Here is a 24,824-nt window from a genome sequence, read left to right as displayed (position 1 = left end):
CACGCGAACCCACATCGGTTAGCTGCCCTGAGGTGTCTCATCGACGCCAAGCCCCGGCTGACGGCGCGCGCCCAGCAACAGCAAGGGAAGAATCATCACCACGCTGATCAGGAGCAATCCCTGTTGCGGCGCCAGCGGGGTACTGAGCAGCGCGGTGGCCACGACGGCCGAGCCCCCCAGCTGAATGCTGCCCAACAGCGCCGCCGCCGTACCGGCACGCTCACCGAAGGCTTCCAGCGCCAGACTGGAAGCGGCGCCCAGGGCCAGCGAGAAACCGACTGACAGCACTCCCACCGGCACCATGAAGGCTGCCGCCGACAACGGCAGCCAGGCCATGGCAGCCCCTTGCATCAGCCCGGAGACCAGGATGATCGCCAGTCCCAGCCGAACCGTCGGCTGGCGTCCCAGCCGGGTAATCACGCGCGGTGCGAAGAAGAACGTCAGGATATTGATCACGGCGTTGCCCCCAAACATCGCGCTGAAGGCAAGCTCGGAATGGCCCAGCGTTTCCACCAGCAACTCGGAAGAGGAGGAGACATACAGCAGGATCGCACTCATCGCCGACATGGCCACCAGCGCCTGATACAGGAAGCGCCAGCTGGTCAGCACCGGGCGATACCGCGCCCAATTGTAGAGCGGACGCTCCACCACCGTGTTGGCGGGGCGCGTCTCGGCGAACAACCGCCAGGCGGCTGACCCGACGCACAGCGCGAAGAACCCCATGAACAGGAAGTTGGATCGCCACCCGAACTGCACCGCCAGCAGGCCGCCCAGAACCGGCGCCAACGCCGGAATGATGCACAACGCGCCGTTGAGGTAGCTGTACATCCTGGCACCCTGCTCCGGCGTATAGCAGTCACGCACCGCCGCGAAGGCCACCGTGACGGTGGCACAGGCCCCCAACCCCTGCAGGATGCGCCCGACATACAACATGCCGATGTCCTGGGCCAGCGTCGCGACCACGGCACCTGCCAGATAGACCAGCGCGCCGCCCAGCAAGGCGGGACGACGGCCATAGAGGTCCGTCAGCGGCCCGACCAGAATCTGGCCGACCCCCACCGCACCGAGAAACAGGGTCACCGTCATCTGCATCACGTCGGTGGGCTGCGCAAACTCGCGCGCCATCGCCGGCAGCGATGGGAGATAGATATCGATCGCCAGCGGCGAGAACATCACGCAGCCGACCAATAGCAGCAGCAGTTGTCGGGCACTCGGCAGGGGCCGTGCGGTAGCGGAGGAAGACGCGGACATGGAGTCTCTCATGGTGTCGGAAGGCAGCTCAGCGGCGAGTGGCGAGCGAGTCGGAAGCTGCAGAGACTAGCGCCTGTGACTTATGCTGCAAAATGATATTATTTCAGCCCTGATATTCCACTGGCGAAATTCATGACCTCGACTTCCCGCCATGCTCCCTCCAATGCTGGCATCCGGTCACCCGGCCTCCTCAATCCGCGCCTGGACCTCAATCTCCTGCAGGTATTGCAGGTGCTTCTGGAAGAATGCAGCGTCACGCGGGCCGCGGGCCGTCTGCACCTTTCCCAGTCGGCCGTCAGCAAGAGCCTGGCTCGCCTGAGAGCGATGTTCGATGACCCCCTATTCATTCGAGAGCGTCATGGCCTGCGACCCACGCCACGTGCGTTCGGGCTCAGGGGTGAGCTTGCCGAGCTGCTCTCGCGTCTCGAGCATCTCAGCGCACCGCCGACCTTCACGCCCGCCACCAGTCGCCGACGCTTCCAGCTGGCCGTGCTGGAGAGCGCCTGGGCGACGCTGATGCCCTCCTGTACCCGCGCCCTCACCCAGGCCCTCCCGCTCGGCAGTCTCGAGATCAGTCGCTGGCAGGCCGACTGTCTCAATCTGATGGAAAGAGGCCTGCTGGATATCGGCCTCGGGGCACACGACCATCCGACCGACACGCCGAGCGAGCCCCCGGCGCTACCGAGAGGCTTCCACTCGCACACCCTGTGGCGCGATGATCACGTGATGTTGCTGCGCGACGGCCATCCACTGCTCGAGCGTTCGGTGCCGCTGACTCTCGAGGAGTTCGCCACGCTCGATCATGTCCAGGCCACCTGCGAGGGCCGCTCTCGCTGGTCGCTGGATGAGCGGCTCGAACGGCATGGTGCTCCGCGTCGCATCAAGGTACTGGTGCCGGACTTCCGGGATGCCTTGAGCATCGTCGCGCACAGTGAGCTCATCTTCTGCGCGCCCAGAAGCTTCGCCCAGGCCAGCCGCCAGCAACACGGACTGGTCATTCGCGAACTGCCGCTGAAACTGCCGGCCCTGAGTTATCGCCTCATCTGGCATGCCAGCCACGAGCAGGACCCGGGCCATCGCTGGCTGCGTCAATCGCTGATGACCCACATTCGCAACGCCCATGGGGCAGACGCAGCCGCCGACGAACACTAGAATGGCCGCACACTCTGCAACCCACCGCTTTTGCGAGCGCTGACCGAGGGCTTGGCCCGACGCACAAGCACTCACCTCATATCACCATCCGCCTGTACACGAGGTATTTCCATGCGCCCCATCATCCGCCTGTTCTTCCGCACTCTGCGACTGGTACTGGCCCCCTTCATGCTGATCAGCGAAAAGCTGACCCGTGGCAGTGCACTGGAGCGCAGTCCTGCCCAGCAGGCTGAAGTCGATGCCGAGACCGCCAGGCTGGCGCTGTATCAATTCTCGACCTGCCCGTTCTGCATCAAGGTGCGCAAACGCATGCATCAGCTGAACCTGAACATCGAGCAGCGCGACACTCAGCACAACGCCACTCACCGCCAGGCCCTCGAACAGGGTGGCGGTCGCGTCAAGGTGCCGTGCCTGCTGATCACCCATGACGATGGTCGCGAAGAGTGGATGTACGAATCCGACACCATCAATGCCTACCTGCAGGAGCGCTTCGGTAGCGCGGCCTGACAATACAAAGGCTGATACGACGCAGACCGCAAGAGGCCGCTCTCATGAGCGGCCTCTTGCGGTCTGGTGAGCGCGATCACGCGCGCTTGGGTGTCTCTCTTCTGCTTACCGTCTTGCCCACATTCTGCCTCTCATCAGGCCAGCGCCTGCGAGACGGATGCCCGCTTGTGGCGAGCCGCCTGGCGCATCTGATCCATCGCCCACACCATCGCCAATGTCAGCATGACGGCCCCCAGGGTGTGCGCCAGCGCCAGATCCAGTGGCAGCCACCACAGCACATTGGCGATCCCCAGCCCAGCCTGCAGCCCCCAGGCTGCCAGCGCCCAGCCCCAGGGATTGAGCGTCCCCGTGGACATGAAGCGCCTATTGCCCGCCAGCCTCGCCAGCGGGCGTGCCAGTGAAGAGGAAGGTCGCGATGGAAGGACGGCCTCGGGATGCCCGGATTGCACATGACGCCGCTGGCGCCAGTAGAGCATCAGCAGCACTGCGCCCAGCAACACCGCTCCACCGCGATGCGCCAGATGGATGGCGGTACGCGCCTCCCCATGCAGCTGTCCATGCAGATAGCTCGGGCCGACATCCTGAGACAGATGGAAGCCCTCTCCCCAATCCATCGCCGGCCATAGCGAGCCATTGCAGGTGGGGAAACCCTCGCAGGCGAGTCCGGCATAATTGCTCGAGGTCCAGCCTCCCAATGCCAGCTGTCCAAGCAACAGTGCCGCTGCCAGCGTGGCCAGCCACGACTGACGCAAGACACGATGCCCGTGATCGTCCGCCGCCTTGGGCAGCGTTGCTCTCGCGTCACGCGCCGCCAGTCGTCGCGTCAGTGACAACCACAGCAACAGCAGCAGACTCGCCACGCCCAGGCCGCCCAACAGATGCAACGTCACCACCTGTGGCCAGAGCTTCAGCGTGACGGTAAAGGCGCCGAAGGCACCTTGTATCAGCAATGCCGCCAGCAACAGCCAACACCCTGCCAGTGGGAAACAGGTAGCCACGTCCAGCGCCCGATGACGCATGCCTGCCGCCGACCGGGTAAGCCGCAGGCGGCGCTCACGCCGCCGGACACGCCAGCCCAGCACGAGCAATGCCAGTGACGCCAGGCCGAGCAGGCTCGCCGCATAGCGGTGAATCATCTCTGCCCATGCCTTGTAGCCCTCCAGCGGGTGGTGAGGACTATGCAAGCTTGCCGTGTGCGCATCCGGCACCACCAGGGCGCCATAACAGCCAGGCCAATCGGGGCATCCCAGGCCGGCATCCACCAGGCGCGTCCAGGCCCCGAGGCCGATCACGAGAATGACCAGTCCCAGCATGCCGGCGACCAGATGCCGAGCCATCCGCCACACACGCAGGATGTCTGCCTGACTGACTGCCTGCCGGGCCATCGAATCATCAGCAGCGGTCAGCGGTGTGATTCCCGGCACACTCCCAGGCAAAGGATGCCCTGTCAGCGAAGTGGCAGAGGTTGCGTGACGCAGGAACGGCGGCGGGGGTATCAGCGCGGCACCGCGCTGACGGGCGCGCGCGCTGACACGGGGACGCAGAGGGTAGCGCGGGTGCGAGACAAGGCGAGACATGGCGTATCTCCCTGCTGGAGAGCTAGGGGCGAGCGAGTGATCGACGCATCACACGCTCAGCTCAGCGCGGCGCAGCCGGATTGCGCTTGAGCAATCGGCGCACATCCTTCATCACGGCCTGCGGTGTGATCTCGGGGCCGTATGCCACCACGACTCGCCCCTGTGGGTCGATCAAGCGCAACGGCTGTGGCGAGGCCGCTGGGCCATTCGCCGAGGGCCAATGGCCCAGCGCACGCTGCTCCCCCGGTACTTGGGGATGCTGAAAGGACTGCTCGGCCACCACCAGACGCCCCAGCCGCGGCGCCTCCTTGCCAAGGGCGCGGTGCAGACGCCACCAACGTTCGGCCTGCGCCGTGGCCAGCTCCGACCGACTCGGCTCCGGCCAGCTGAGCCAGAAACGCTGCTCATCCGCGCCCCGAGCAGCTCTGGGCGGCATGCCACTGTCATCCTCGGGCTGTCGCGGGGCTGATGCACTCACGAGATACTCCAGTGACCAGTCCTGCAGCGGCATCACGTCCGGCAGCAAGGCGCCGTTCGCCACCCGCCCTTCGGGTATCCCCACCTGCACACTCAGCATGGCCCACGCCAATGGCAACGGGGCAGACAGCAGCCCCAGCAATGCCACGAGTTTCAGACGCTGTCGCATCACGTGTGTCATACCACCTCCTCCAGAGCAAGACGTCCCTTGACTCGCTAGACCTGGCGCTGACGCAGCGCGGCCTGTCGTTGGCGGCGCGCGCCCACGATCATCACCACCGCCGCACCGAGACTGAGCCCCAGCCACTGCAGGGCGTAGGCGTAATGGCGCTCAGGCGTCATGTTGCTCGGCTGCCACCAGGGCAAGAACCTTCCCGCACCGCCGGTCTGATGCACGATGCCGGCAAACGCCGGAGCACCAAGCGCCTTCCAGGCACTCAGATCCACCTGCTGCAACCGCTGCCCCTCCCGGTTGGGGCCGAACAGTGGCCCACCGCTGGTCCCCTGGCCGTTCAACCACTGCCAGCGACCCCTGATCACCAGAGAGCCTTCAGGGGTGGTGAACTCCGGGTCCGCACGTGGCGCTGGCGATGCCACGAAGCCCCGCTCCACCAGCCACCAGCGGCCATCCCGGGACCTGAAAGGCGTGAGCACCGCCACGCCATGGCGCTTGTCCAACGTCCGGTTATCCAGCAACAGGCTGTGCTCCGCGAGCCACTCGCCCTGCAGCTCGATCAGGCTGGCACTCGCTGGCGGTGCCGTCGGCATCACCAGTTCCGGCGCACTGGCCGTATCTTCCAGATGCTGGGCTCGCGCCTGGCCACGCATCACCTGCCAACTGCACAGACACAGGCCCAGCACGATCAGACATCCCCAGAACAGCCACCAGCCTCGCCCGATACATCGCTCCTGCGGCGCCTCCGGTGACGCCAGCGCTGTCATCGCCGACTTGCGCTTGTCCGTCGGATGGGCTCGACTGTCAGATACGGGGCGAGCGAGAGCCTTGCCCTCGCCTGACAACGTCTGCGCCCCGGGAGGTGACATGCTGCTCAAATCGCTGATCGCGCTGGTCTTCGTCGGCATGCTGGCAAGTCTCATCGCCGGAGCCGGCTTTCTGTTACACGACGGCAGCCGCAGTCGACGCCTGCTGACGTCTCTCAAGTGGCGAGTGGGCCTGGCGGTCTGTCTGGTGATTCTGCTGGTCATGGGCTTCTCCACCGGAATGCTGAACTGACTCGCGCTCGACGCTCTTCGGCCTGCCTCAGAACACGTAGACGAACAGAAACAGGCCGATCCACACCGCATCGACGAAGTGCCAATACCAGGCAGCCGCCTCGAAGGCGAAATGGCGCTCGCGGGAAAAATGACCGCGAATCACCCGAACCAGCATCACGATCAGGATCACGGTGCCGATGGTGACATGCAGGCCATGAAAGCCGGTCAGCAGGAAGAAGGTACCGCCATAGACACCGGCTTGAAGCGTCAGCCCCAGGTGATGCCAGGCCTCGTAATATTCGAGCCCCTGCAACAGCAGGAAGCACACCCCAAGCGTCACGGTACCCGCCAGCCAGTTGCGCGCCGTGCGGCGATATCCCATCTTCAGCGCCTCATGGGCCACCGTCAGGGTGACACTGGAGCTGACCAGCAGCAGCGTATTGGCCAGCGGCAACTGCCAGGGGGACAGCACTTCCTTCGGTCCGGCAATGCTGGCATCCGGCGGATTCATCAAGGGCCAGCTGGCCGTGAAATCAGGCCACAACAGGGCCGTCACGCCCTTGGCACCCTCGCCATCCAGCCATGGCAACGCGAAAGTACGTACGTAGAACAACGCGCCGAAGAAGGCTGCGAAGAACATCAGTTCAGAGAAGATGAACCACGCCATGCCCCAACGAAACGAGCGGTCCATCTGATCGTCGTAAAGGCCGCCCATCGACTCGCGAACGACATCGCGAAACCATCCTGCCATCACCAGCACCACGGCCAGCATGCCGATGCCTGACAACCAGGCGGCGCTGCCATGCACCATCCAGATTCCCGTGCCGATCATCATCCCACCCACGGCCAGCACACCGAGGATGGGCCAGGCACTATGTGCCGGAACGTAATAGCTGCCACCGCTCATCGTTCACCTCCTGCAGAGTTCTCTGCCAGGTCGCCCGCCGGCATCGACGGCATCGTGACCGGGTAAAGGGTATAGGCCAGCGTCAGATCGCGAATGCCCTCGGGGAGATCCGGGTCCACCTGGAAGACCAGCGGCAACTCGCGCCGCTCTCCCGCCGCCAGCGTCTGTTCCTGAAAGCAGAAACACATGATCTTGCGCAGATGCAGCGAGCCCTCGGCAGGACTGACGCTGGGGACCGCACGACCACGCACCGGATGATCAGCGTGATTGGTGAACACGAAGCGCGCGCGGTACTGGCCGCCGGGATGAATGCGGAACTGCTCATCCAGCGCCTCGAGTGTCCAGGGCAGACCCTGTCCCTGCTGGGTGATGAAGCGCACCGAGACCCAACGGCTTTCGTCGATCTCCATGGCCACCGCAGCCCTGGCCTGACTGGCGGCCTTGCCATTGAGGCCCGTGAGATTGCAGAAGACGTCATAGAGCGGCACCAGCGCGAAGGCGAAGCCCAGCATCCCGACCAGCGCCAGCAGCGTGCGCCGCACGGTACGTGCCACCGCCTGTTGCTGTGCTGCGTGATCGCGTGAGGACATGTCACTCTCCTGGCCGCTGGCTATCGCTCAGCGGATGATCTGACCATCGCGGGTCTGCGGCGGTATCTCGAAGGTATGCAGCGGTGCCGGGCTTGGCACGCTCCACTCAAGATCCACCGCCCCTTCCCAGGCCTTGGCTGGCGCCCTGACACCGCCGCGCGCGCACTTGATGATCACGACCAGGAACAGCAGCTGCGAGATACCGAACAGGAAGGCCCCGATACTGGACAGCATGTTGAAGTCGGCGAATTGCAGCGCGTAATCCGGAATGCGCCGTGGCATGCCGGCCAGCCCCGAGAAGTGCATCGGGAAGAAGGTGAGATTGACGCCGATGACCGACATCCAGAAATGCCATTTCGAGAGCCCCTCGTGGGGATAGAAGCCGGTCCACTTGGGTAGCCAGTAATAGGCCCCGGCGAGAATCGCGAACAACGCGCCGGGCACCAGCACGTAATGGAAATGGGCCACCACGAAATAGGTGTCGTGATACTGGAAATCCGCTGGCGCGATGGCCAGCATCAACCCCGAGAAGCCGCCGATGGTGAACTGGACGATGAAGGCGATGGCAAACAGCATCGGGGGCTCGAAGCTCAAGGAGCCACGGAACATGGTGGCGATCCAGTTGAAGACCTTCACGCCGGTCGGCACCGCGATCAGCATCGTCGTGTACATGAAGAACAGTTCCGCCACCAATGGCAGGCCGACGGCGAACATGTGATGCGCCCAGACAAGGAAGGACATGATGGCGATGGAGCCGGTGGCGTAGACCATCGAGGCGTAGCCGAACAATCGCTTGCGCGAGAAGGTCGGCACGATGGCGGACACGATCCCGAAGGCCGGCAGGATCATGATGTAGACCTCGGGATGGCCGAAGAACCAGAACAGATGCTGGAACAGCACCGGGTCTCCCCCGCCTGCGGCATTGAAGTAGCTGGTGCCGAAGTTGATGTCGAACAGCATCATGGTGATGGCACCCGCCAGCACCGGCATCACCGCGATCAGCAGGAAAGCGGTGATCAGCCAGGTCCAGACGAACAGCGGCATGTCCATCAGGCGCATGCCCGGCGCACGCAGATTGAGGATGGTGGCGATGATGTTGATGGCGCCGAGAATCGAGCTGATGCCGGCGATGTGCAGCGAGAAGATGAAGAAGCTGGTCGAGGGCGGCGCATAGGTGGTGGAAAGCGGTGCGTAGAAGGTCCAGCCGAAGTTGGGGCCCCCGCCCTCCATCAACAGGGTGGAAAGCAGCAGCAGGAAGGCGACCGGCAACAGCCAGAAGCTGAAGTTGTTGAGACGCGGCAGCGCCATGTCAGGGGCGCCGATCTGCAGCGGAATCATCCAGTTGGCCAGTCCCGTGAAGGCCGGCATGATGGCGCCGAACACCATGATCAGCCCATGCATGGTGGTCATCTGGTTGAAGAACTCCGGCTGCACCATCTGCAGGCCGGGCTGAAAGAGCTCGGTACGGATCACCAGTGCCATGATGCCGCCGATGAACAGCATGCTCAGCGAGAAGATCAGATAGAGCGTGCCGATATCCTTGTGATTGGTGGTCAATAGCCAGCGCAGCATGCCGCGCGGCGCGGTGCCATGGCCTCCTCCCGCACGGGAGCCGCCTGCGGAATAGCCGCCGGCTGTCCCCTCGCTCTCGCTGGCCTGAAGTACCGCCTTGCGTGGCTGTTCACTGGCCATGACACGCCTCCTGAATGCGTCGCTTGCACGCTATTGAGACAGCTGTTCCTTGATGACGGCTGGCTGTACCAGCTCGCCGGTATCGTTACCCCAGGCATTGCGCTCATAGGTGATGACAGCCGCAAGCTCGACCGGACTGAGCACATCGGCGAAGGCCGCCATGGGCGTGCCTGCCTTGCCGTTCACCACGATATCGATGTGCGCCTGCATGTCCTGCGTGACGATGGCACTCCCCACCAATGAGGGGAATGCCGGGGGCATGCCCTGGCCGTCCGGCTGGTGACAGGCGGAGCAGATGGTGGCGTAGGTCTTCTCGCCCTTCTCCATCAACTCCTCGAGACTCCAGTCGCGTCCGGCATCATTGCGTGACGCTTCGGCCTCGGCCTTGCGTGCGATCAGCCACTCATCGAATTCGGCCTCCGGCAGCGCCTCGACCACCACCGGCATGAAACCGTGGTCCTTGCCGCACAGCTCGGTGCATTGGCCGCGATAGGTGCCGGGTGTCTCGATGCGGGTCCAGGCCTCGTTGATGAAGCCGGGGATGGCGTCCTTCTTGACGCCGAAGTCCGGCACCCACCAGGAGTGGATGACATCGGAGGACGTCGTCAGGAAGCGCACCTTGCGATTGATGGGCAGCACCAGCGGATTGTCGACTTCCAGCAGGTAATGCTCGCCCTTGGCGGCGGTGTTGTTGATCTGCTCGCGCGGGGTCGCGAGACTTGAGGTGAAGGCGACATCCTCGCCCAGATACTCATATTGCCAGCGCCATTGGTGCCCGGTGATCTTCACGTCAAGCGCCGATTCGGAGGCGTCGTACATGTCCTTGAGGGTGGCGGTGGCGGGAACTGCCATCACCACCAGGATCAGCAACGGGATGGCGGTCCATAGAATCTCGATGCGGGTGTTCTCGTGGAAGCTGGCCGCGACCGCACCACGCGACTTGCGATGCTTGACCATCGCGTACCCCATCACACCGAACACCACGATCCCGATGACCACACAGATCCAGAAGATGATCATGTGCAGGGAGTGGATCTCGCGACTGACGGCCGTGACGCCGACCGGCATGTTGTATTCGACTCCCCATGCCGCGGGAACGAGCCCCATCAGTGACACCGCCGCCAACGGGCGCCACGATCGCCGCCACCGGAGTGCGGTGACACGGGAAAGGCATTCCGCGATCCACGACATCGGCGCCTCCTTGTCATTGTTATCGAGAGCCTCATCCGGATGACGGCAATGAGCGACTCCCTGTGCTCCGACTTGCTTGAAGTATAGAAGAGCTGGGCGGAACACAAGGTCGCGTGGATCAACCCACTGATACTCCTTGGTCGCAAGGCGAGGAAGTGCAACAGCGGCTACGCGGTTCCACCAGACAAGCGCCGGCAGGGCCCCGGGCGACTTCCGCGATGTCTCCACGCACCGCGTGTATTCCAACTGCTTGCCTGCGCTTGCAGACAGGGTCCACGTCGGGTCAGCCCGGGGCGACCAATGGCGAAGTTATATGCGCAAATATAGATGTTAGCGTCACGCCGATGACACGCCATGCACTGCCGTCGCCCCACTCACACGCCTACTGGAACGCCCCATGAACGCCATCTGGCTCGCCCTGTTCGGCTGTCTCGCCTTTGCCATCGGTTATCGCTTCTACTCGCGCTTTCTGGCGGAACGCATCTTCCGTCTCGACCCCGATTACGTGACTCCCGCCCATGCGCTGCGCGATGACACCGACTACCTGCCGACCAATCGCTGGATACTCTGGGGCCACCACTTCACCTCGGTCGCCGGTGCAGCGCCCATCGTCGGGCCGGCGATCGCCGTCTACTGGGGCTGGCTGCCGGCGGTGCTGTGGGTCGTGCTGGGCAGCCTGTTTGCCGCGGGAGTCCATGACTTCGGTACCTTGACGCTCTCGGCGCGTCATCGTGGCCAGTCCATCGGCACGCTGGCGGACAAGCTGATCGGCAAGCGCGCCAAGCTGTTGTTCCTGTTCATCATCCTGATTCTGGTGCTGATGCTGAACGCGGTGTTCGCCTGGGTGATCGCCAACCTGTTCATCAACTTCCCGGCCAGCGTGCTGTCGGTGCTCATCCAGATTCCGCTGGCGGTCTGGATCGGCCATCGTGTCTATCGGCGTGGCGGCAAGATGCTGTTGCCCTCGATACTGGCGCTGCTGGTGATGTATGCCGCTGCCCTGCTGGCCGGCCAGTACGAATTCTTGCAGATTGATCTTGCCGGCACCTTCACCGCCATGGCAGGCGGCGAGGATGGCACCTTGCTGTTCGGCCTCTCACCGATCTCCAGTGCCTTCCTGGTGTGGATCGTCGTGCTGATGGCCTATGTCTACATCGCCTCGGTGCTGCCGGTGTGGAAGCTGCTGCAACCGCGCGACACCATCAATTCCCATCAGCTGGTGGTCGGGCTGGTGCTGCTGTATCTGGGGCTCGCCGTGGGCGGCCCACATCTCACGGCGCCGGCCTACAACACCGAAGCCGAGATGTCCTTCTATCCGCTGCTGTTCATCACCATCGCCTGCGGCGCGATCTCGGGCTTCCATGGACTGGTCGCCTCGGGGACCACCTCCAAGCAGCTTGCCCATGAGCCGGATGCACGCATGATCGGCTACACCGGCGCACTGGGCGAAGGCATGCTGGCGCTGATTTCCATCATCGCGGTAGCGACCCTCTTCGGGACCCAGGCCGATTTCACCGCCACCTATTCAAGCTTCGCCGCCGCCGGTGCCAACGGGCTCTCCAGCTTCGTGGAGGGTGCAGGACAGCTGATCTCGCACCTTGGCCTGCCGGCCAGCATCGGCAGTACCCTGGTGGCGGTCATCGTGGTGAGTTTCGCGGCCACCACACTGGATTCCGCGGTACGTCTGATGCGCTACATCATCGCGGAGCTGGGCAGCGAGTACGGCATGCCGGCACTCAGCCACAAGCACGTCGCGACCAGCATCGCGGTCATCTCCAGCGCCGCGCTGGTCATCCTGCCGCAGGGGCCCAAGGGCTTCGGTTCCGGCGGCTATCTGCTGTGGCCGCTGTTCGGGACCAGCAACCAGCTGCTGGCAGGGATCTCGCTGATGCTGATCTCGGTCTGGCTCAAGCGTCAGGGACGCCCGGTGATCTACACCCTGGCTCCGATGGTCTTCCTGATGATCATGACCCTGTGGGCGATGGTGCAGCAGGTAGTCCTGGACTGGTCCGGCATGGGCAGCAACGACCCGCAATGGCTGCTGTTCACCTTCGGCAGCCTGATCATGGTGTTCGCGCTGTGGATTCTGCTGGAGGCCAGCCGCAGCCTGAAGGCACCCGCTCAGGTGAGCGCCCATGAGAGCTGATGACGACTCCCGCGTGACGCGCTCGCCACGACACCCCGGACTGACGAGGCGCCTGCTGACAGGTGCCGCAGGGCTGCGGGATGGCTGGGAGGCCATGCTGCGCGTCAATCAGCAGCGTGACCTGGCGCAGCTCGCCCGCGAGGAGGAAGACATCTTCATGATGATGAGCTTCGCCGAGCTGATGGGCATCCCCAATCCGGCACCCGCCGTCTCACTGGAGATGCTGCCGCTGATGCTGGAGCGCATGCACGACTGGCACCTGCGCCAGGGACTTGAGCATTCACCGCTGGAAGGGATCAAATGCTGCTGAACTGGCTCAGGCGGCGTCGCCGACAGGATGGGACTCGACGCACGCATGCAGCCGAAGGCCGCTCCGACCTCGGCAGGGTGCGTGAGACCCAAGAGGAAGGCGCCATCCCCCGCCCCGAGATCTGGTTCTTCGGCGGCAAGGGCGGTGTCGGCAAGACCAGCTGCGCGGCGGCGCAGGCATTGGCGCTGGCAGAGAAAGGCGAGCCGACACTGCTGGTGTCGACGGACCCGGCGCACAATCTGGGCGATCTGTTCGGGGATCTGGGAGGCAGACCGCGCGCCATCGCGGCGTGCCTGGATGTGATGGAGCTGGACCCCGAACAGGAGTGCGAGCGCTATCTCGAGGAGGTACGCCAACGCATCGCGCCACTGGTCAGCGGGGAGCGCAGCGCCACGGTGATGCGCCAGCTGGCACTCGCACGCCATGCGCCGGGCACCAGTGAAGCGGCGCTCTTCGATGCGCTGGTCGAGATCATCCTTACCCCGCCGGCCCCACTGGCACCGGACAGCTCATCGTATCGACACATCCTGTTCGATACGGCTCCCAGCGGGCACACCATCCGACTGCTGAGCTTGCCGGAGGTGCTGGGCGGCTGGCTGGAAGGCATGCTGGGCCAGCGCCGGCGAGCCGTCGCGGAGCGCAGCCTGTGGCTGGACAGCCAGCAGACAGCCACCGCCAGCGAGACCGGATCCTCTGCCCCCGAAGACCCGATCAGCGAAGCGCTGGAGCAACGTCGTACCCGCTACAAAGCGCTGCGTCGGTGCCTGACGGATGCCAGCCGGGCGCGCGTCATTCTGGTCAGTACGCCAGAGAAGCTGCCGTGCCTGGAGACAACTCGAACACGAGACGCGCTGGAAGCACATGGTCTGGCCGTCGGCGGCCTGATCATCAATCAGTGCCTGCCGGACGCCTCGTCAGAGGTGTTGGGCGCAAGCTCGCCCTCCTCCGGGGAAGCACAGGCTGACTGGGTCGCGAGCTGGAGAGAACAGCAGCAACACTGGGCGGCCAGATTGGAGGACGCCTTCGTTGATCGCCCCTGCCTGCGCCTGTCACGTCAGTCACGCCTGCCGGAAGACAGGAGGAGCCTCGCCCCCCTGATCACGGCACTCTCGACGTTCCGCCCGTGGCGCCACGCCAGCTCATGCTGTCAAGCCAGGTCTCCCCATCCCACGACGTGCACTTCGGCACATCGCCCGCAGCACCAGAGGTGAATCATCTCCGCCTCTGCTCACCCTCAGGGCTGGACCGTCCCCATCACGGCCCGCAGCTGACCAGAGAACCTGCCGGTGCCAGCTCCGCAAGCCGTTTTCAGCCTGCCTGACAGGACACGCCCCGAGGGTTGCACAATAAGTGCATACATATGTCATGCCCTTCCGATAGAATAGCTGGCTAAACACTTTATTCGCTTCGCCTCCCACTGTCGGCAACTGGCCTTCAGGGCGGTGGTCACGTATTCGTGCAGCAGAACATCATTGAGGATTCTCCATGGTCTCGACTTCTCCGAGTCACCTCCGCCCATCGAGGCGCTTGCCGAAACTCCGCATTCAGCGCCGCCCGGCCTTGTGGTCTGCAGGCCTGCTGTTGATGGGCGCCTTGCTGACGGGCTGCAATGAGAGCGGGGATGCTGACCCGTCCTCCGCTCAGGTCCAGAGCGCCCCACGTGCCACGGAAGTCGAAGCTCTCACGGTCACTGCTCAGGACATCCCGATCACCAATGAACTGGCAGGCCGCACCAGCGCCTACCAGTCCTCCGAGGTTCGCCCACAGGTCGGTGGTGTCATCCAGTCGCGTGATTTCACTGAAGGCAGCGTGGTCGAGGAAGGTCAGGTGCTCTATCACATCGATCCGCGCACCTATCAGGCGGACGTGGATAGTGCCAAGGCCAGTCTTGAGCGTGCCCAGGCTACGCTGCATACCTCGCAGCTGCAGGCGAAACGCTACAAGACGCTGGTGGCACGCAAGATGGTCAGTCAGCAGGATTACGATGACGCCATCGCCACCGTCGGTGAAGACACGGCGGATGTCACCTCCGCCAAGGCAGCTCTCAAGAGTGCCCAGATCAACCTCGACTACACCACCGTGAAAGCCGCCATCAGTGGGCGAATCGGCAAATCCAGCGTCACCAAGGGGGCCTTGGTCACTGCCAGCCAGGACACCGCTCTGGCGACGATTCAGCAACTGGACCCGATCTATGTCGACGTGACCCAATCGGCCAATGACATCCTCAGAATCAAGCGTGAGCTGGCCAGCAACGGCAAGGCCGCGTCCGCTCCCGACATGGCCATGGTGGAACTGATCTTCGACGATGGCAGCCGCTACGAGCATCAGGGCAAGCTCCAGTTCACCGATGTCAGCGTCGATCAAAGCACCGGCATGGTGACATTGCGGGCACTGTTCCCGAATCCGGATGAACTCCTGCTGCCCGGTATGTTCGTGAAGGCACGTCTGGTCGAGTCAGTGGCCAGAAATGCCATCCTGGTACCGCAGAAGGCGGTCAGCCGCGACAGTGACGGCAAGGCCACAGCGCTGGTGATCAACGATGAGAACAAGGTGGAAAGCCGTGAACTGGTGACCGGCCAGGCCATCGATCACCAGTGGATCGTCCTCCAAGGCCTGAAGACGGGAGACAGGGTCATCACCAGTGGCCTGCAGAAGATCCAGGAAGGTGCCACCGTCACGGTGGCGGAAGATGAGACAACGGGCTCGAACGGCGGCAACGAAAGTCCGGCCGCCTGATCCTCGTCGCACACCAGGGCGACAGGTCATCTTGATGATGCTGACCGCAAGGTCAGGACCTGTCGCATGTCCCGAACGACGTTTCAGGAGCCCCAAACGTCATGGTCAGATTCTTCATCGATCGCCCCATCTTTGCCTGGGTGCTCGCCATCATCGTGATGCTAGGCGGTACGCTGAGCATTCTGAAGCTGCCTATCGAGCAGTATCCGTCACTGGCCCCGCCCAGCATCAAGATTCAGGCCACCTACACCGGTGCCTCTGCCGAGACGGTTCAGAACACCGTCACCCAGGTCATCGAGCAGCAGATGACCGGGATCGACAACCTGCTTTACATGTCCTCGACCTCGGACTCCACGGGCAGTGCCGCCATCACGCTGACCTTCGCCAGCGGGACGGACTCCGACATCGCCCAGGTGCAGGTGCAGAACAAGCTGTCACTGGCTGAGGCGAGACTGCCCACCAGCGTGCAGACGGCAGGTATCGAAGTCACCAAATCCTCCTCGAGCTTCCTGATGGCCATGGCCTTCGTCTCGGACGACGACAGCATGACCAACCAGGAGCTTGCCGATTACGTATCATCCAACGTCCAGGACGAGATTGCGCGTGTCAATGGGGTCGGTGAGACCCGCCTGCTGGGAGCCCCCGGTGCCATGCGCATCTGGCTTGATCCGGCCAAGCTCAACAACTATTCCCTGACGCCCAGTGACATCACGGCAGCCATCGACACACAGAACAGCCAGACCACATCCGGTCAGCTCGGCAACCTGCCGGCAGAGGCAGGACAACAGCTCAACGCCACCATCGTGGCACGAACTCTGCTGCAGACACCGGAGGAGTTCGGCAACATTCTGCTCAAGACACAGGCAGACGGCTCACAGGTTTACCTGAAAGACGTCGCACGCGTGGAAAAGGGCGCGGAAAGCTACAGTGTCATCACACGTTACAACGGCAAGCCTGCCGCCGGCATGGGGGTCATGCTGTCTTCAGGGGCCAATGCGCTGGATACCGTGGAAGCAGTGAAGCAGCGTCTTGACGAACTGGCGCCCTATTTCCCGGAAGGGGTCTCCTACAAGGTGCCCTATGACACCTCCCCCTTCATCAAGCTGTCCATCGAAGAAGTGGTGATGACGCTGCTGGAGGCCATCGGCCTCGTCTTCCTGGTGATGCTGCTGTTCCTGCAGAACTTCCGGGCCACCCTCATCCCCACCATCGCCGTACCCGTCGTGCTGCTTGGCACCTTCGGCATCCTTGAGCTGTTCGGCTATTCCATCAACACCCTGACGATGTTCGCCATGGTGTTGGCGATCGGGCTACTGGTAGATGACGCCATCGTGGTGGTAGAGAACGTCGAGCGCGTGATGCATGAGGAAAAGCTCTCGCCGCTCGAGGCGACACGCAAGTCCATGGGGCAGATCACCGGCGCCCTGGTCGGTATCGGGCTCGTGCTGTCTTCCGTGTTCATCCCGATGGCCTTCTTCCCCGGTACCACGGGTGCGATCTATCGACAGTTCTCGGTGACCATCGTGGCCGCGATGGTGCTGTCCGTGCTGGTCGCGTTGATCTTGACACCGGCCCTGTGCGCCACGCTGCTCAGGCCGACCAAGGAGAAGACCACCGGTTTCTTCGGCTTGTTCAACCGTGCCTTTGACCGCTCCAACGCGCGCTATCAGAAGGGTGTCCAAGGGATGCTCAAGCGCACCGGGCGCTCGATGATCGTCTATGTGCTGGTCGTCTTCGGCTGCGGCGCACTCTTTACCCAGATTTCCTCCGGCTTCCTGCCGGATGAAGACCAAGGCAACATTTTCAACCAGGTGGTGCTGCCGGCCGGTTCGACCCAGCAGGAAACCGTCGAGGTGATGAAGAAGCTTGAGCATCACTTCCTGGTCGACCAGTCCGATGCCGTCATCCAGGTCTTCAGCGTGGCAGGCTTCAGTTTCGCCGGCAGCGGCCAGAACATGGGTCTGGCCTTCGTCAACATGAAGCCCTGGGATGAGCGCGAGCGCTCGGCATTCGATGTCGTGGGCAAGGCTCAGGCCTATTTCAATACCTTGAAAGGCGCTCTCGCCTTCGCCGTCAACCCGCCCTCCATTCGCGAGCTGGGGAATGCCACCGGCTTTGACATGATGCTGGTGGACCGAGGCGGCATCGGACATGAGGCACTGACACAGGCGCGCAACAAGTTGATGGGCATGGCCGCTCAGAACCCGGCCGTCACCGGCCTGCGCCCCAATGGACTGGAAGACAGACCCCAGTACAACGTCAAGATCAATGAACTCAAGGCCACCGCCATGGGCATTGATCTTTCCGATGTCTACACCACGCTCTCCACGGCCTGGGGCTCCAGCTACGTCAATGACTACCTAGACAATGGCCGCACCAAGAAGGTCTACGTGCAGGGGCAGGCAGAGGCCCGCATGCAACCCGATGACCTGAACAAATGGTACGTCAATAACAGCGCGGGCGAGATGATCCCGCTGTCGAGCATCGCCACCGGTAGCTGGACCTTCGGCTCACCCCAGCTGCAACGTTACAACGGGGTCTCCGCGATGGAACTGCTGGGCACCGCAGCGGAAGGTTACTCCACCGGGGAAGCCATGGCAGCGATGCAGAGCATGGTCGATGAGCTGGGCGGTGGCGTGGCGCTGGAGTGGACCGGCATCTCGCTGCAGGAATCCCAGAGCAGTGGCATGGCACCTTACCTGTATGCCATCTCGCTGGTCTTCGTCTTCCTGTGTCTGGCCGCGCTCTACGAGAGCTGGAGCATTCCGTTCTCCGTCATGCTGGTCGTCCCGCTGGGGGTGCTCGGCGCCCTGCTCGCCACCTGGCTGCGTGGCCTGGACAATGACGTCTACTTCCAGGTCGGCCTGGTGACCACCATCGGGCTCTCGGCGAAGAATGCGATCCTGATCGTCGAATTCGCCAAGGACCTCGAGGTCCAGGGCCGCTCACTGATCGACGCCACCATGGAAGCGGTACGCATGCGTCTGCGCCCGATCCTGATGACCTCCATGGCCTTCACCCTGGGGGCCGTGCCACTGGCCATCTCGACCGGTGCCGGTGCGGCCAGCCGTCATGCCATCGGCAACGGCGTGATCGGCGGGATGATCTCGGCCACGGTACTGGCGATCTTCCTGGTGCCGGTCTGCTATGTGGTGGTTCGCCGCGTGTTCGGGGAGCCGAAAGAGCTCAAGCGGGCCCATGAAGCCGCAAGCCAGGAAGACGATCTTGTCTGAGCATTGATCGCACGCTTCCTCATTGCCGTCACCTCGCGTGATGGCCCTGCACGCCGCCCTCTCCGGGCGGCGTGTCGGTTCATGCGTCTGGTGGATCGATGACGGCACGGGTGCCCGTGATGTCTCGTGAGCGATGCTTCGCATTGGCGGGCATTGAGTGCGAGGCGAGTTTTGCGGCATCATGCAGGTATCGAACAGTGTTTGCCTGCCGCCGGGGCAGGCGCCAGTCACCCGGACTTCGCCCTCGTCATTCTCGCCACTCGCCTTCATCCGGCATGGCGCCAACGCGCCCCTTCATTCAGGAGAGACATGCCTCGTCCTCTAGCTGCCTTGCGTCGTCTTGCGCGCCATACCCTGGAAAGACGTGACCCGCCGACACTGTTCGCGCCTGTCACGCGCAGCGTCTCACGGCGGCGACTTCGCGCATGCGAATGCTGTGACCTGGTCGTGGCCCTTCCGGCGCTCAAGACCGGCGAGCGGGCGCGTTGCCCACGCTGTGATCATCTCTTCGCCCAACGCCACGCCCATTCCGTCCAGCGCACCCTGGCACTGGCTACGGCGTGCCTGTTGATGCTGGGGCTGACGCTGCCCTTCGAGTTCATCGCCTTTGCCACCCGCGGCATCTCCGCCAGCCTCAGTCTGGTGGACACGCCAGCGGCGCTGACGGCAGAGTCGTATCCGTCGCTGGCGGTGCTGCTGATTCTGACCATCGTGCTGCTGCCGGCGCTCTACCTGATCGGGGTGATCTACACCCACACGGCCATCGGCTTGAAGGTGGCGTTGCCCGGCATTCGCGGCATTGCCAGAACGCTCAGCCATCTGCGCCCCTGGATGATGGCCGATGTCTTCCTTGTGGGCGTGATGGTGAGTCTGGTCAAGATCGCCGGCATGGCCGATATCAGCTTCGGCCCGTCGTTCTGGGCCTTCTGTGCCTTCGCCCTGCTGATGACCAAGACCCTGGCCAGCATCGACGGTGATCGCATGTGGTTCGCCCTGGCGGGCGAGCCGCCGGCCCCGGAGACAGCCAGACCGGGGCTGGGGGCCGCGCTGCAGGGGCTCGGCAGCTGTCACAGCTGCGGGTTGATCAATGAATGCACGCAGGACCAGCACGTCAACTGCCGGCGCTGCGGCGACCCGGTCCATCAGCGCAAGACACATAGTCTGCAACGCACCTGGGCGTGGTTGATCGCGGCGCTGATACTGTATCTGCCGGCCAACCTCTTCCCGATCATGAGTACCGTGAGTCTGGGCGAGAGCGACCCGCAGACCATCGCCGGCGGTATCGTGGTGCTGTGGTCCCACGGAGACTGGCCCATCGCGATGGTCATCTTCATTGCCAGCATCCTGGTGCCGGCCTCCAAGATGATCGCCATCGCCTGGCTGTGTCTCAGTGCGCAACGCCCGCAGGTCCAGCATGCCCGCGCGCGCGTCACGCTCTATCGCATCACCGAGTACATCGGCCGCTGGTCGATGGTCGACGTCTTCGTGGTGGCGCTGCTGGCGGCATTGATCCAGCTGGGCGCCCTGATGTCCGTGCACCCGGGGCCGGCAGCGCTGTCCTTTGCCAGCGTGGTGGTGCTCACGATGCTGTCCGCCCAGAGCTTTGATCCACGTCTTGTCTGGGATACGCCACAGGAGGCGCGAGTCGCGACCAGCGGCCTTCTCCAGGCAAGCAAGGAACGTGAGGTCTCCCCCGCTTCCTCCCCTATCGATTCACCGTCACAGGATGACCTATGAGTGATGACTCTCGTGCGCGTCGTGAAAGCCGACGCCGTCTTTCGCCGATCTGGATCGTCCCGATCGTGGCATTGCTGATCGGTGCCTGGATGGTGTGGCACAACATCGCCAGCCGTGGCCCGCAGATCACCATCGAGATGGAGACGGCAGAAGGTATCGAGGCCGGCAAGACCTTGATCAAGACCCGTAACGTCGAGGTCGGCAAGGTCGAAACCGTACGCCTGTCGGACAACCTCGACAAGACCATCGTCACGGCACGCATGTCCAAGGACAGCGAGCGCATGCTCAATGAGGACACGCGTCTGTGGGTGGTCAAGCCGCGTATCGGACGCGAAGGCATCAGTGGTCTGAATACCGTGCTGTCAGGCGCCTACATCCAGCTGCAGCCCGGCGACAGTCGCGAGGAAGCCGACCACTTCGTGGCGCTGGAGCAACCTCCGGTCACGACCCAGGACGCCAAGGGGCTGCGCATCGACCTGACCAGCAATGATGGCAGCGTGCTGTCCGATGGCGACCCCGTGACCTACGAGGGCTTCGTCGTGGGGCGCGTGGAATCCAGCGAGTTCCGCCCCAGCGAGAAGGAAATGCATTACACCCTGTACATCGACTCGCCCTACAACGAGCTGGTGACCTCGACCACGCGCTTCTGGTCCACCAGCGGGGTCAGCCTGCGCCTGGACTCCCAGGGCTTGCAGGTCGATGTCGGATCACTGGAAAGCGTACTGAGCGGTGGCGTCGCCTTCGGCATCCCCGAAGACCTGCCACGTGGGCGTCCGGTGGTGGAGAACACCTCCTTCACCCTGTATTCCGATCAGGAAGAGGCCCGTGAAGGCAGCTTCCATCAGGCCATCGACTACGTGATCATGGTCGACGACACCGTGCGCGGCCTGTCGCGTGGCGCACCGGTGGAATTCCGCGGCGTGCGACTGGGCACGGTGGTCAGCGTGCCCTACCGCCTGACCCATCAGCGGGTACGCACGCTCTCCAGCTTCGAGATTCCCGTGCTGATTCGCATCGAACCAGAACGCCTCGAGGGGCAGGTCGATGATGAAGGCGTCAAGCAGTGGGAGAAGCGACTGGAGCGACTGTTCAAGCGTGGTCTGCGCGCGACGCTCAAGTCCGGCAACCTGCTGACCGGCGCCTTGTTCGTCGACCTGGACTTCTATGACAATCCACCGCCGTACAAGACCGATACCTTCGATGACATCGAGGTCATGCCCAGCGTGTCAGGCGGCCTCGCGCAGATGGAAGCCAAGCTCAATGCGCTGCTCGACAAGCTCAATGGCCTGGACATCGAGCCGGTGCTGGGCAATCTCAACAAGACCCTGTCGGCCTCCGAGAGCCTGGTGAAGCGTCTCGACAAGACCGCCGGCCATGTCGATGCCCTGTTGGGTTCCGATGAGGTACAGAAGCTGCCGAGCGACATCAGCACCAGCCTCGACAACCTCAATCGCACCCTGGATGGCCTGACACCGGAGTCTTCTGCCTATCGCAAGCTGGAGGGAGACCTCGAGCGCCTGGACCGCGTGCTCAAGAAGGCCGAGCCGCTGCTCGACACGCTGGAGAAGAATCCCTCAAGCCTGATCTTCGACAAACCGACGACCCGTGATCCGATTCCGAGGGCCCAATGATGACAACAGCCATGAGTCTCTCGACCCGCACGGCAGCCATGCCGCAAGCGTGCAGCGCGTCTGCCTCACCGCGCACTTCAACGTCGCGCAAGGGCCGCTTCGGCGGCCTGATGGCAGGTTTGCTGATGCTCGGCACACTGGCGGGTTGCACGACCGCCGCCACTGGTGGCGCTTACCTGCTGCCACAGACGACACAGACCGCTGCCCAGCGCAGCGTTGCCGCCGATGCACCCCTGCTGGAAGTGATGCCGGTGCAACTGGCCAGCTATCTGGAAGGCGGCAGTCTGGTCTATCAGACGGACGACATCACCCTGGTACAGGCCAGCCAGAACCTGTGGGCCGATGACCTGCAGGACATGCTGACCCGCCAGCTGCTGAACCAGCTGAAAGCCAGCCCCGCCCAGCCGCTGAGCCAGTACCGTATCGCGGATACCAGCCTGAGCGGATTGAAGGGTGCCCGCCTGAGCGTCAGCCTGGATCGCTTCATCGGTCGCCATGATGGCCAGTCCGTCATCACCGGTCGCTGGCGCCTGCGCGGCGTGGATGGCAGCGTGCTGGAGGAAGGCGACATCCAGACGCTGACTCCACTGACGGATGACGGCTATCCGGCACTGGTCAACAGCCTGGGCGAAGGCTGGCGTGTGACCGGCGAGCAGTTGGCACGTGAGATCGCCAAGGCATTGCCCTCCACAGCGGATGCCAGCTGACGACCAGAGAACCTGACTGTCTGACAGACTGACTAAACAGGGTACGGCTGGATGCCCAGAGAGCTGGATGTCCAGAAACCAGAAGACCCCCGACGGATTCCGTCGGGGGTCTTCTGGTCTGGCGACTATTGCGCAGAGCGATCGAGGGAAACGTTTGAGAGAACTCATCGAGCCGCGCCTGTCGACGCTCTTCGTCTCCGCCTGACCGCTCGGCTATCTGGCCTCAGCCCTGCTGTGGCAGTACCAGCTCACCGTCACGAATCTCGAAGCGCTTCACATCCGGCTTGTCTTCAAGATGCACGGTGCGAGTCTCGTCGCCCATGTCGACCTTGACGTCATAACCCACCACCTTGTCGCTGGCATCCTGCACTGTCTCGCAGCGCTGCTCGGTCGTGGTGTAGGTATCGCCCTTCTTCATCTGTCCCTGGATCTGATTGCCGGCATAGCCGCCACCCACGGCACCCGCGGCGGTCAATACCTTCTTGCCGTTGCCACCGCCGAATTGATTGCCCACCACGCCTCCGACGATCGCACCGACGGCAGTGCCGACGACATTGTGGGTATCCTTGCTGGGCGCCTGATGGGTCACGGTCTCGTTGTGGCATACCTGACGCGGGGTGGTCACGGTTTCCGTCACCGCATCCACCGCCACGATATCGGCGTATTCAGGGCCTGAGTTGCTGGCCGTATAGCTGCCGATCGCCACTCCACCACCAATGCCCAGTGCAGCAACGATCGCGCCAATCAGGATGGACTTGTTCATGCGTGTTCTCCTCACCGAATAGTGTTGCAGCCTGGCTCGTCGGCCAGTCAGCCATGCCCCTGGATAACACTTGAGGGGCGTGCCGCTGCGTTAGGAGAGTAATCTAACACTGTTCGATAAACTCGGTAATGTGGCAACTTCACCACCCGGCTGTCTCAAGAAAGCAACAACCAGCCCGATAATGGCATATCGACGCTAGAAGATGCCGCTATTATGCAAATATTCTAAACATTTGAATATCCGGGCCTCGATTCGAAAGACTCAAGCAGCCAGGCATGCTCGGCCCCCTTCCAGCAGGGGTTCAGGTCGTCAGTCCCGCTGCGTCGCGGTGATGGAGACAGCCTCGTCATTGCAGAACTGGACACGAACATCTCCCCACCAGCTGAGCAGGCGGCATGACTGGTTGTCGGCGATGGTCTCGCTGACATCACTGGGCTTGCCCAGCAGGGACACCGCCTGAGACTCACTCATGCCTTCCACCAGATAGCCATCATCGATGGCCGAGCGAATCCGGTATTGGCGCTGGCTCTCCTGACGGGCCGCCAGAGTCCGCTGCTTTTCGCGCTCGAGACGCTCCGCGGTGGCGTCTTCCTCCAGATCTGCCGGCCCGCGTTGCGCAGCGGGTACCACCGTCAGGGAGTCATCCAGCGCCACCGGCGCATCCCCTTGATGACAGGGCTGCTGCTGCCAGGTGGGGACACCGTCGAGCATGCAGCGATAGATGCTGTTGCCGGCCTTGGCAGCCGTTGGCAGGGCCGGCGCCACAGCTGGCGCGGCGGCACTGGCCTGGCCGGCCTTCACATCACCGTCCTGCGTCGTTGCAGGAGCCGCCAGTGTCATCTCTGCCGTCAACAAGGCTGCGGTCATGAACAGGCACTGCCAGAGACGCCCCGCGCGTCCACCACTCGTATCGATCATCAATCTCAATCTCCGGAATACGCAGAAAGGGTCTTGCCACCGGGCTGCCCGGGTACGGCCATGGAAGTGGCGCGACCGTCATCG

21 protein-coding genes are annotated in these 24,824 nt (G+C 63.3%); 11 read left to right on the top strand and 10 right to left on the bottom strand.

From position 1 onward, the window contains the following. Positions 1–18 precede the first annotated feature (18 nt). Positions 19–1,251 (bottom strand): multidrug effflux MFS transporter, encoded by a 1,233-nt coding sequence (locus tag BOH68_RS04770; RefSeq protein WP_077372277.1) that lies wholly within the window; start codon positions 1,249–1,251, stop codon positions 19–21. Positions 1,252–1,383: 132 nt separating this feature from the next. Between BOH68_RS04770 and BOH68_RS04765 the strand changes: the two genes are divergently transcribed. After that, a complete protein-coding gene (locus BOH68_RS04765; RefSeq protein ID WP_077372274.1) occupies positions 1,384–2,403 on the top strand; it encodes a LysR family transcriptional regulator in 1,020 nt (339 codons plus the stop codon). Between the two features lie 111 nt (positions 2,404–2,514). Then, positions 2,515–2,910: a glutaredoxin family protein gene (locus tag BOH68_RS04760; RefSeq protein WP_077372271.1), complete on the top strand. Its 396-nt coding sequence runs from the start codon at positions 2,515–2,517 to the stop codon at positions 2,908–2,910. Between the two features lie 134 nt (positions 2,911–3,044). On the opposite strand, the gene BOH68_RS04755 is transcribed toward BOH68_RS04760, so the two are convergent. The 3 genes from BOH68_RS04755 to BOH68_RS04745 form a co-directional block, all read right to left on the bottom strand. Continuing rightward, positions 3,045–4,247 carry a COX15/CtaA family protein gene (locus BOH68_RS04755; protein ID WP_103751381.1) on the bottom strand — a complete coding sequence of 401 codons (1,203 nt, stop codon included), beginning with the start codon at positions 4,245–4,247 and terminating at the stop codon, positions 3,045–3,047. A 301-nt stretch (positions 4,248–4,548) separates the two neighbouring features. Beyond that, a complete protein-coding gene (locus BOH68_RS04750) occupies positions 4,549–5,145 on the bottom strand; it encodes a hypothetical protein (RefSeq protein WP_077372268.1) in 597 nt (198 codons plus the stop codon). A gap of 35 nt (positions 5,146–5,180) precedes the next feature. Next, positions 5,181–6,008 (bottom strand): SURF1 family protein, encoded by an 828-nt coding sequence (locus tag BOH68_RS04745; protein WP_258038156.1) that lies wholly within the window; start codon positions 6,006–6,008, stop codon positions 5,181–5,183. Between BOH68_RS04745 and BOH68_RS04740 the strand changes: the two genes are divergently transcribed. Further along, positions 6,007–6,198, top strand: coding sequence for a DUF2909 domain-containing protein (locus BOH68_RS04740; protein WP_077372262.1), 192 nt, complete (start codon positions 6,007–6,009; stop codon positions 6,196–6,198). The genes BOH68_RS04745 and BOH68_RS04740 overlap by 2 nt on opposite strands. A gap of 27 nt (positions 6,199–6,225) precedes the next feature. Here BOH68_RS04740 and BOH68_RS04735 read toward each other — a convergent pair whose 3' ends face one another. The 4 genes from BOH68_RS04735 to coxB are packed head-to-tail and all read right to left on the bottom strand — an operon-like array spanning position 6,226 to position 10,475. Next, entirely contained in the window at positions 6,226–7,086 is an 861-nt protein-coding gene (locus tag BOH68_RS04735; protein WP_077372259.1) for a cytochrome c oxidase subunit 3, read from the bottom strand. After that, entirely contained in the window at positions 7,083–7,676 is a 594-nt protein-coding gene (locus BOH68_RS04730) for a cytochrome c oxidase assembly protein (RefSeq protein WP_077372256.1), read from the bottom strand. Before BOH68_RS04730 ends, BOH68_RS04735 begins: the two co-directional genes overlap by 4 nt. Positions 7,677–7,703: 27 nt before the next feature. Further along, complete coding sequence (gene ctaD / locus BOH68_RS04725) at positions 7,704–9,368, bottom strand: cytochrome c oxidase subunit I (RefSeq protein WP_077372253.1); 1,665 nt, start codon at positions 9,366–9,368, stop codon at positions 7,704–7,706. A 30-nt stretch (positions 9,369–9,398) separates the two neighbouring features. Next, a complete protein-coding gene (gene coxB, locus BOH68_RS04720; protein ID WP_240665568.1) occupies positions 9,399–10,475 on the bottom strand; it encodes a cytochrome c oxidase subunit II in 1,077 nt (358 codons plus the stop codon). Between the two features lie 481 nt (positions 10,476–10,956). Here coxB and BOH68_RS04715 point away from each other — a divergent pair, with 481 nt between their 5' ends. From BOH68_RS04715 to BOH68_RS04680, 8 genes are all read left to right on the top strand, one after another. Then, the gene (locus BOH68_RS04715) at positions 10,957–12,705 is read left to right on the top strand and encodes a carbon starvation CstA family protein (protein WP_077372250.1); all 1,749 of its coding nucleotides are present in this window, start codon (positions 10,957–10,959) and stop codon (positions 12,703–12,705) included. Then, complete coding sequence (locus BOH68_RS04710; protein WP_205632707.1) at positions 12,695–13,015, top strand: cory-CC-star protein; 321 nt, start codon at positions 12,695–12,697, stop codon at positions 13,013–13,015. Before BOH68_RS04715 ends, BOH68_RS04710 begins: the two co-directional genes overlap by 11 nt. Then, positions 13,006–14,226 carry an ArsA family ATPase gene (locus BOH68_RS04705; protein WP_077372247.1) on the top strand — a complete coding sequence of 407 codons (1,221 nt, stop codon included), beginning with the start codon at positions 13,006–13,008 and terminating at the stop codon, positions 14,224–14,226. The genes BOH68_RS04710 and BOH68_RS04705 overlap by 10 nt, the downstream gene beginning before the upstream one ends. A 316-nt stretch (positions 14,227–14,542) precedes the next feature. Further along, positions 14,543–15,751, top strand: coding sequence for an efflux RND transporter periplasmic adaptor subunit (locus BOH68_RS04700; protein WP_308457319.1), 1,209 nt, complete (start codon positions 14,543–14,545; stop codon positions 15,749–15,751). A gap of 101 nt (positions 15,752–15,852) precedes the next feature. Further along, on the top strand, positions 15,853–18,984 hold the full coding sequence (locus tag BOH68_RS04695) for an efflux RND transporter permease subunit (RefSeq protein WP_077372241.1): 3,132 nt from the start codon (positions 15,853–15,855) through the stop codon (positions 18,982–18,984). Positions 18,985–19,293: 309 nt separating this feature from the next. Next, positions 19,294–20,721 (top strand): paraquat-inducible protein A, encoded by a 1,428-nt coding sequence (locus BOH68_RS04690; RefSeq protein ID WP_077372238.1) that lies wholly within the window; start codon positions 19,294–19,296, stop codon positions 20,719–20,721. After that, the gene (gene pqiB, locus BOH68_RS04685; RefSeq protein ID WP_077372235.1) at positions 20,718–22,352 is read left to right on the top strand and encodes an intermembrane transport protein PqiB; all 1,635 of its coding nucleotides are present in this window, start codon (positions 20,718–20,720) and stop codon (positions 22,350–22,352) included. The genes BOH68_RS04690 and pqiB overlap by 4 nt, the downstream gene beginning before the upstream one ends. 11 nt (positions 22,353–22,363) lie before the next feature. Further along, complete coding sequence (locus BOH68_RS04680; RefSeq protein ID WP_170877344.1) at positions 22,364–23,059, top strand: PqiC family protein; 696 nt, start codon at positions 22,364–22,366, stop codon at positions 23,057–23,059. 223 nt (positions 23,060–23,282) lie between these two features. Here BOH68_RS04680 and BOH68_RS04675 read toward each other — a convergent pair whose 3' ends face one another. Both BOH68_RS04675 and BOH68_RS04670 read right to left on the bottom strand, forming a co-directional pair. Next, positions 23,283–23,822: a glycine zipper 2TM domain-containing protein gene (locus BOH68_RS04675; RefSeq protein ID WP_077372229.1), complete on the bottom strand. Its 540-nt coding sequence runs from the start codon at positions 23,820–23,822 to the stop codon at positions 23,283–23,285. Positions 23,823–24,131: 309 nt separating this feature from the next. Then, entirely contained in the window at positions 24,132–24,740 is a 609-nt protein-coding gene (locus BOH68_RS04670; protein ID WP_077372226.1) for a hypothetical protein, read from the bottom strand. Positions 24,741–24,824 lie beyond the last annotated feature (84 nt).

This window comes from Cobetia sp. MM1IDA2H-1 (genome assembly GCF_002916775.2).
Taxonomy (GTDB): Bacteria; Pseudomonadota; Gammaproteobacteria; order Pseudomonadales; family Halomonadaceae; genus Cobetia; species Cobetia marina.
This window is presented reverse-complemented; position numbering and strand designations above follow the sequence as displayed.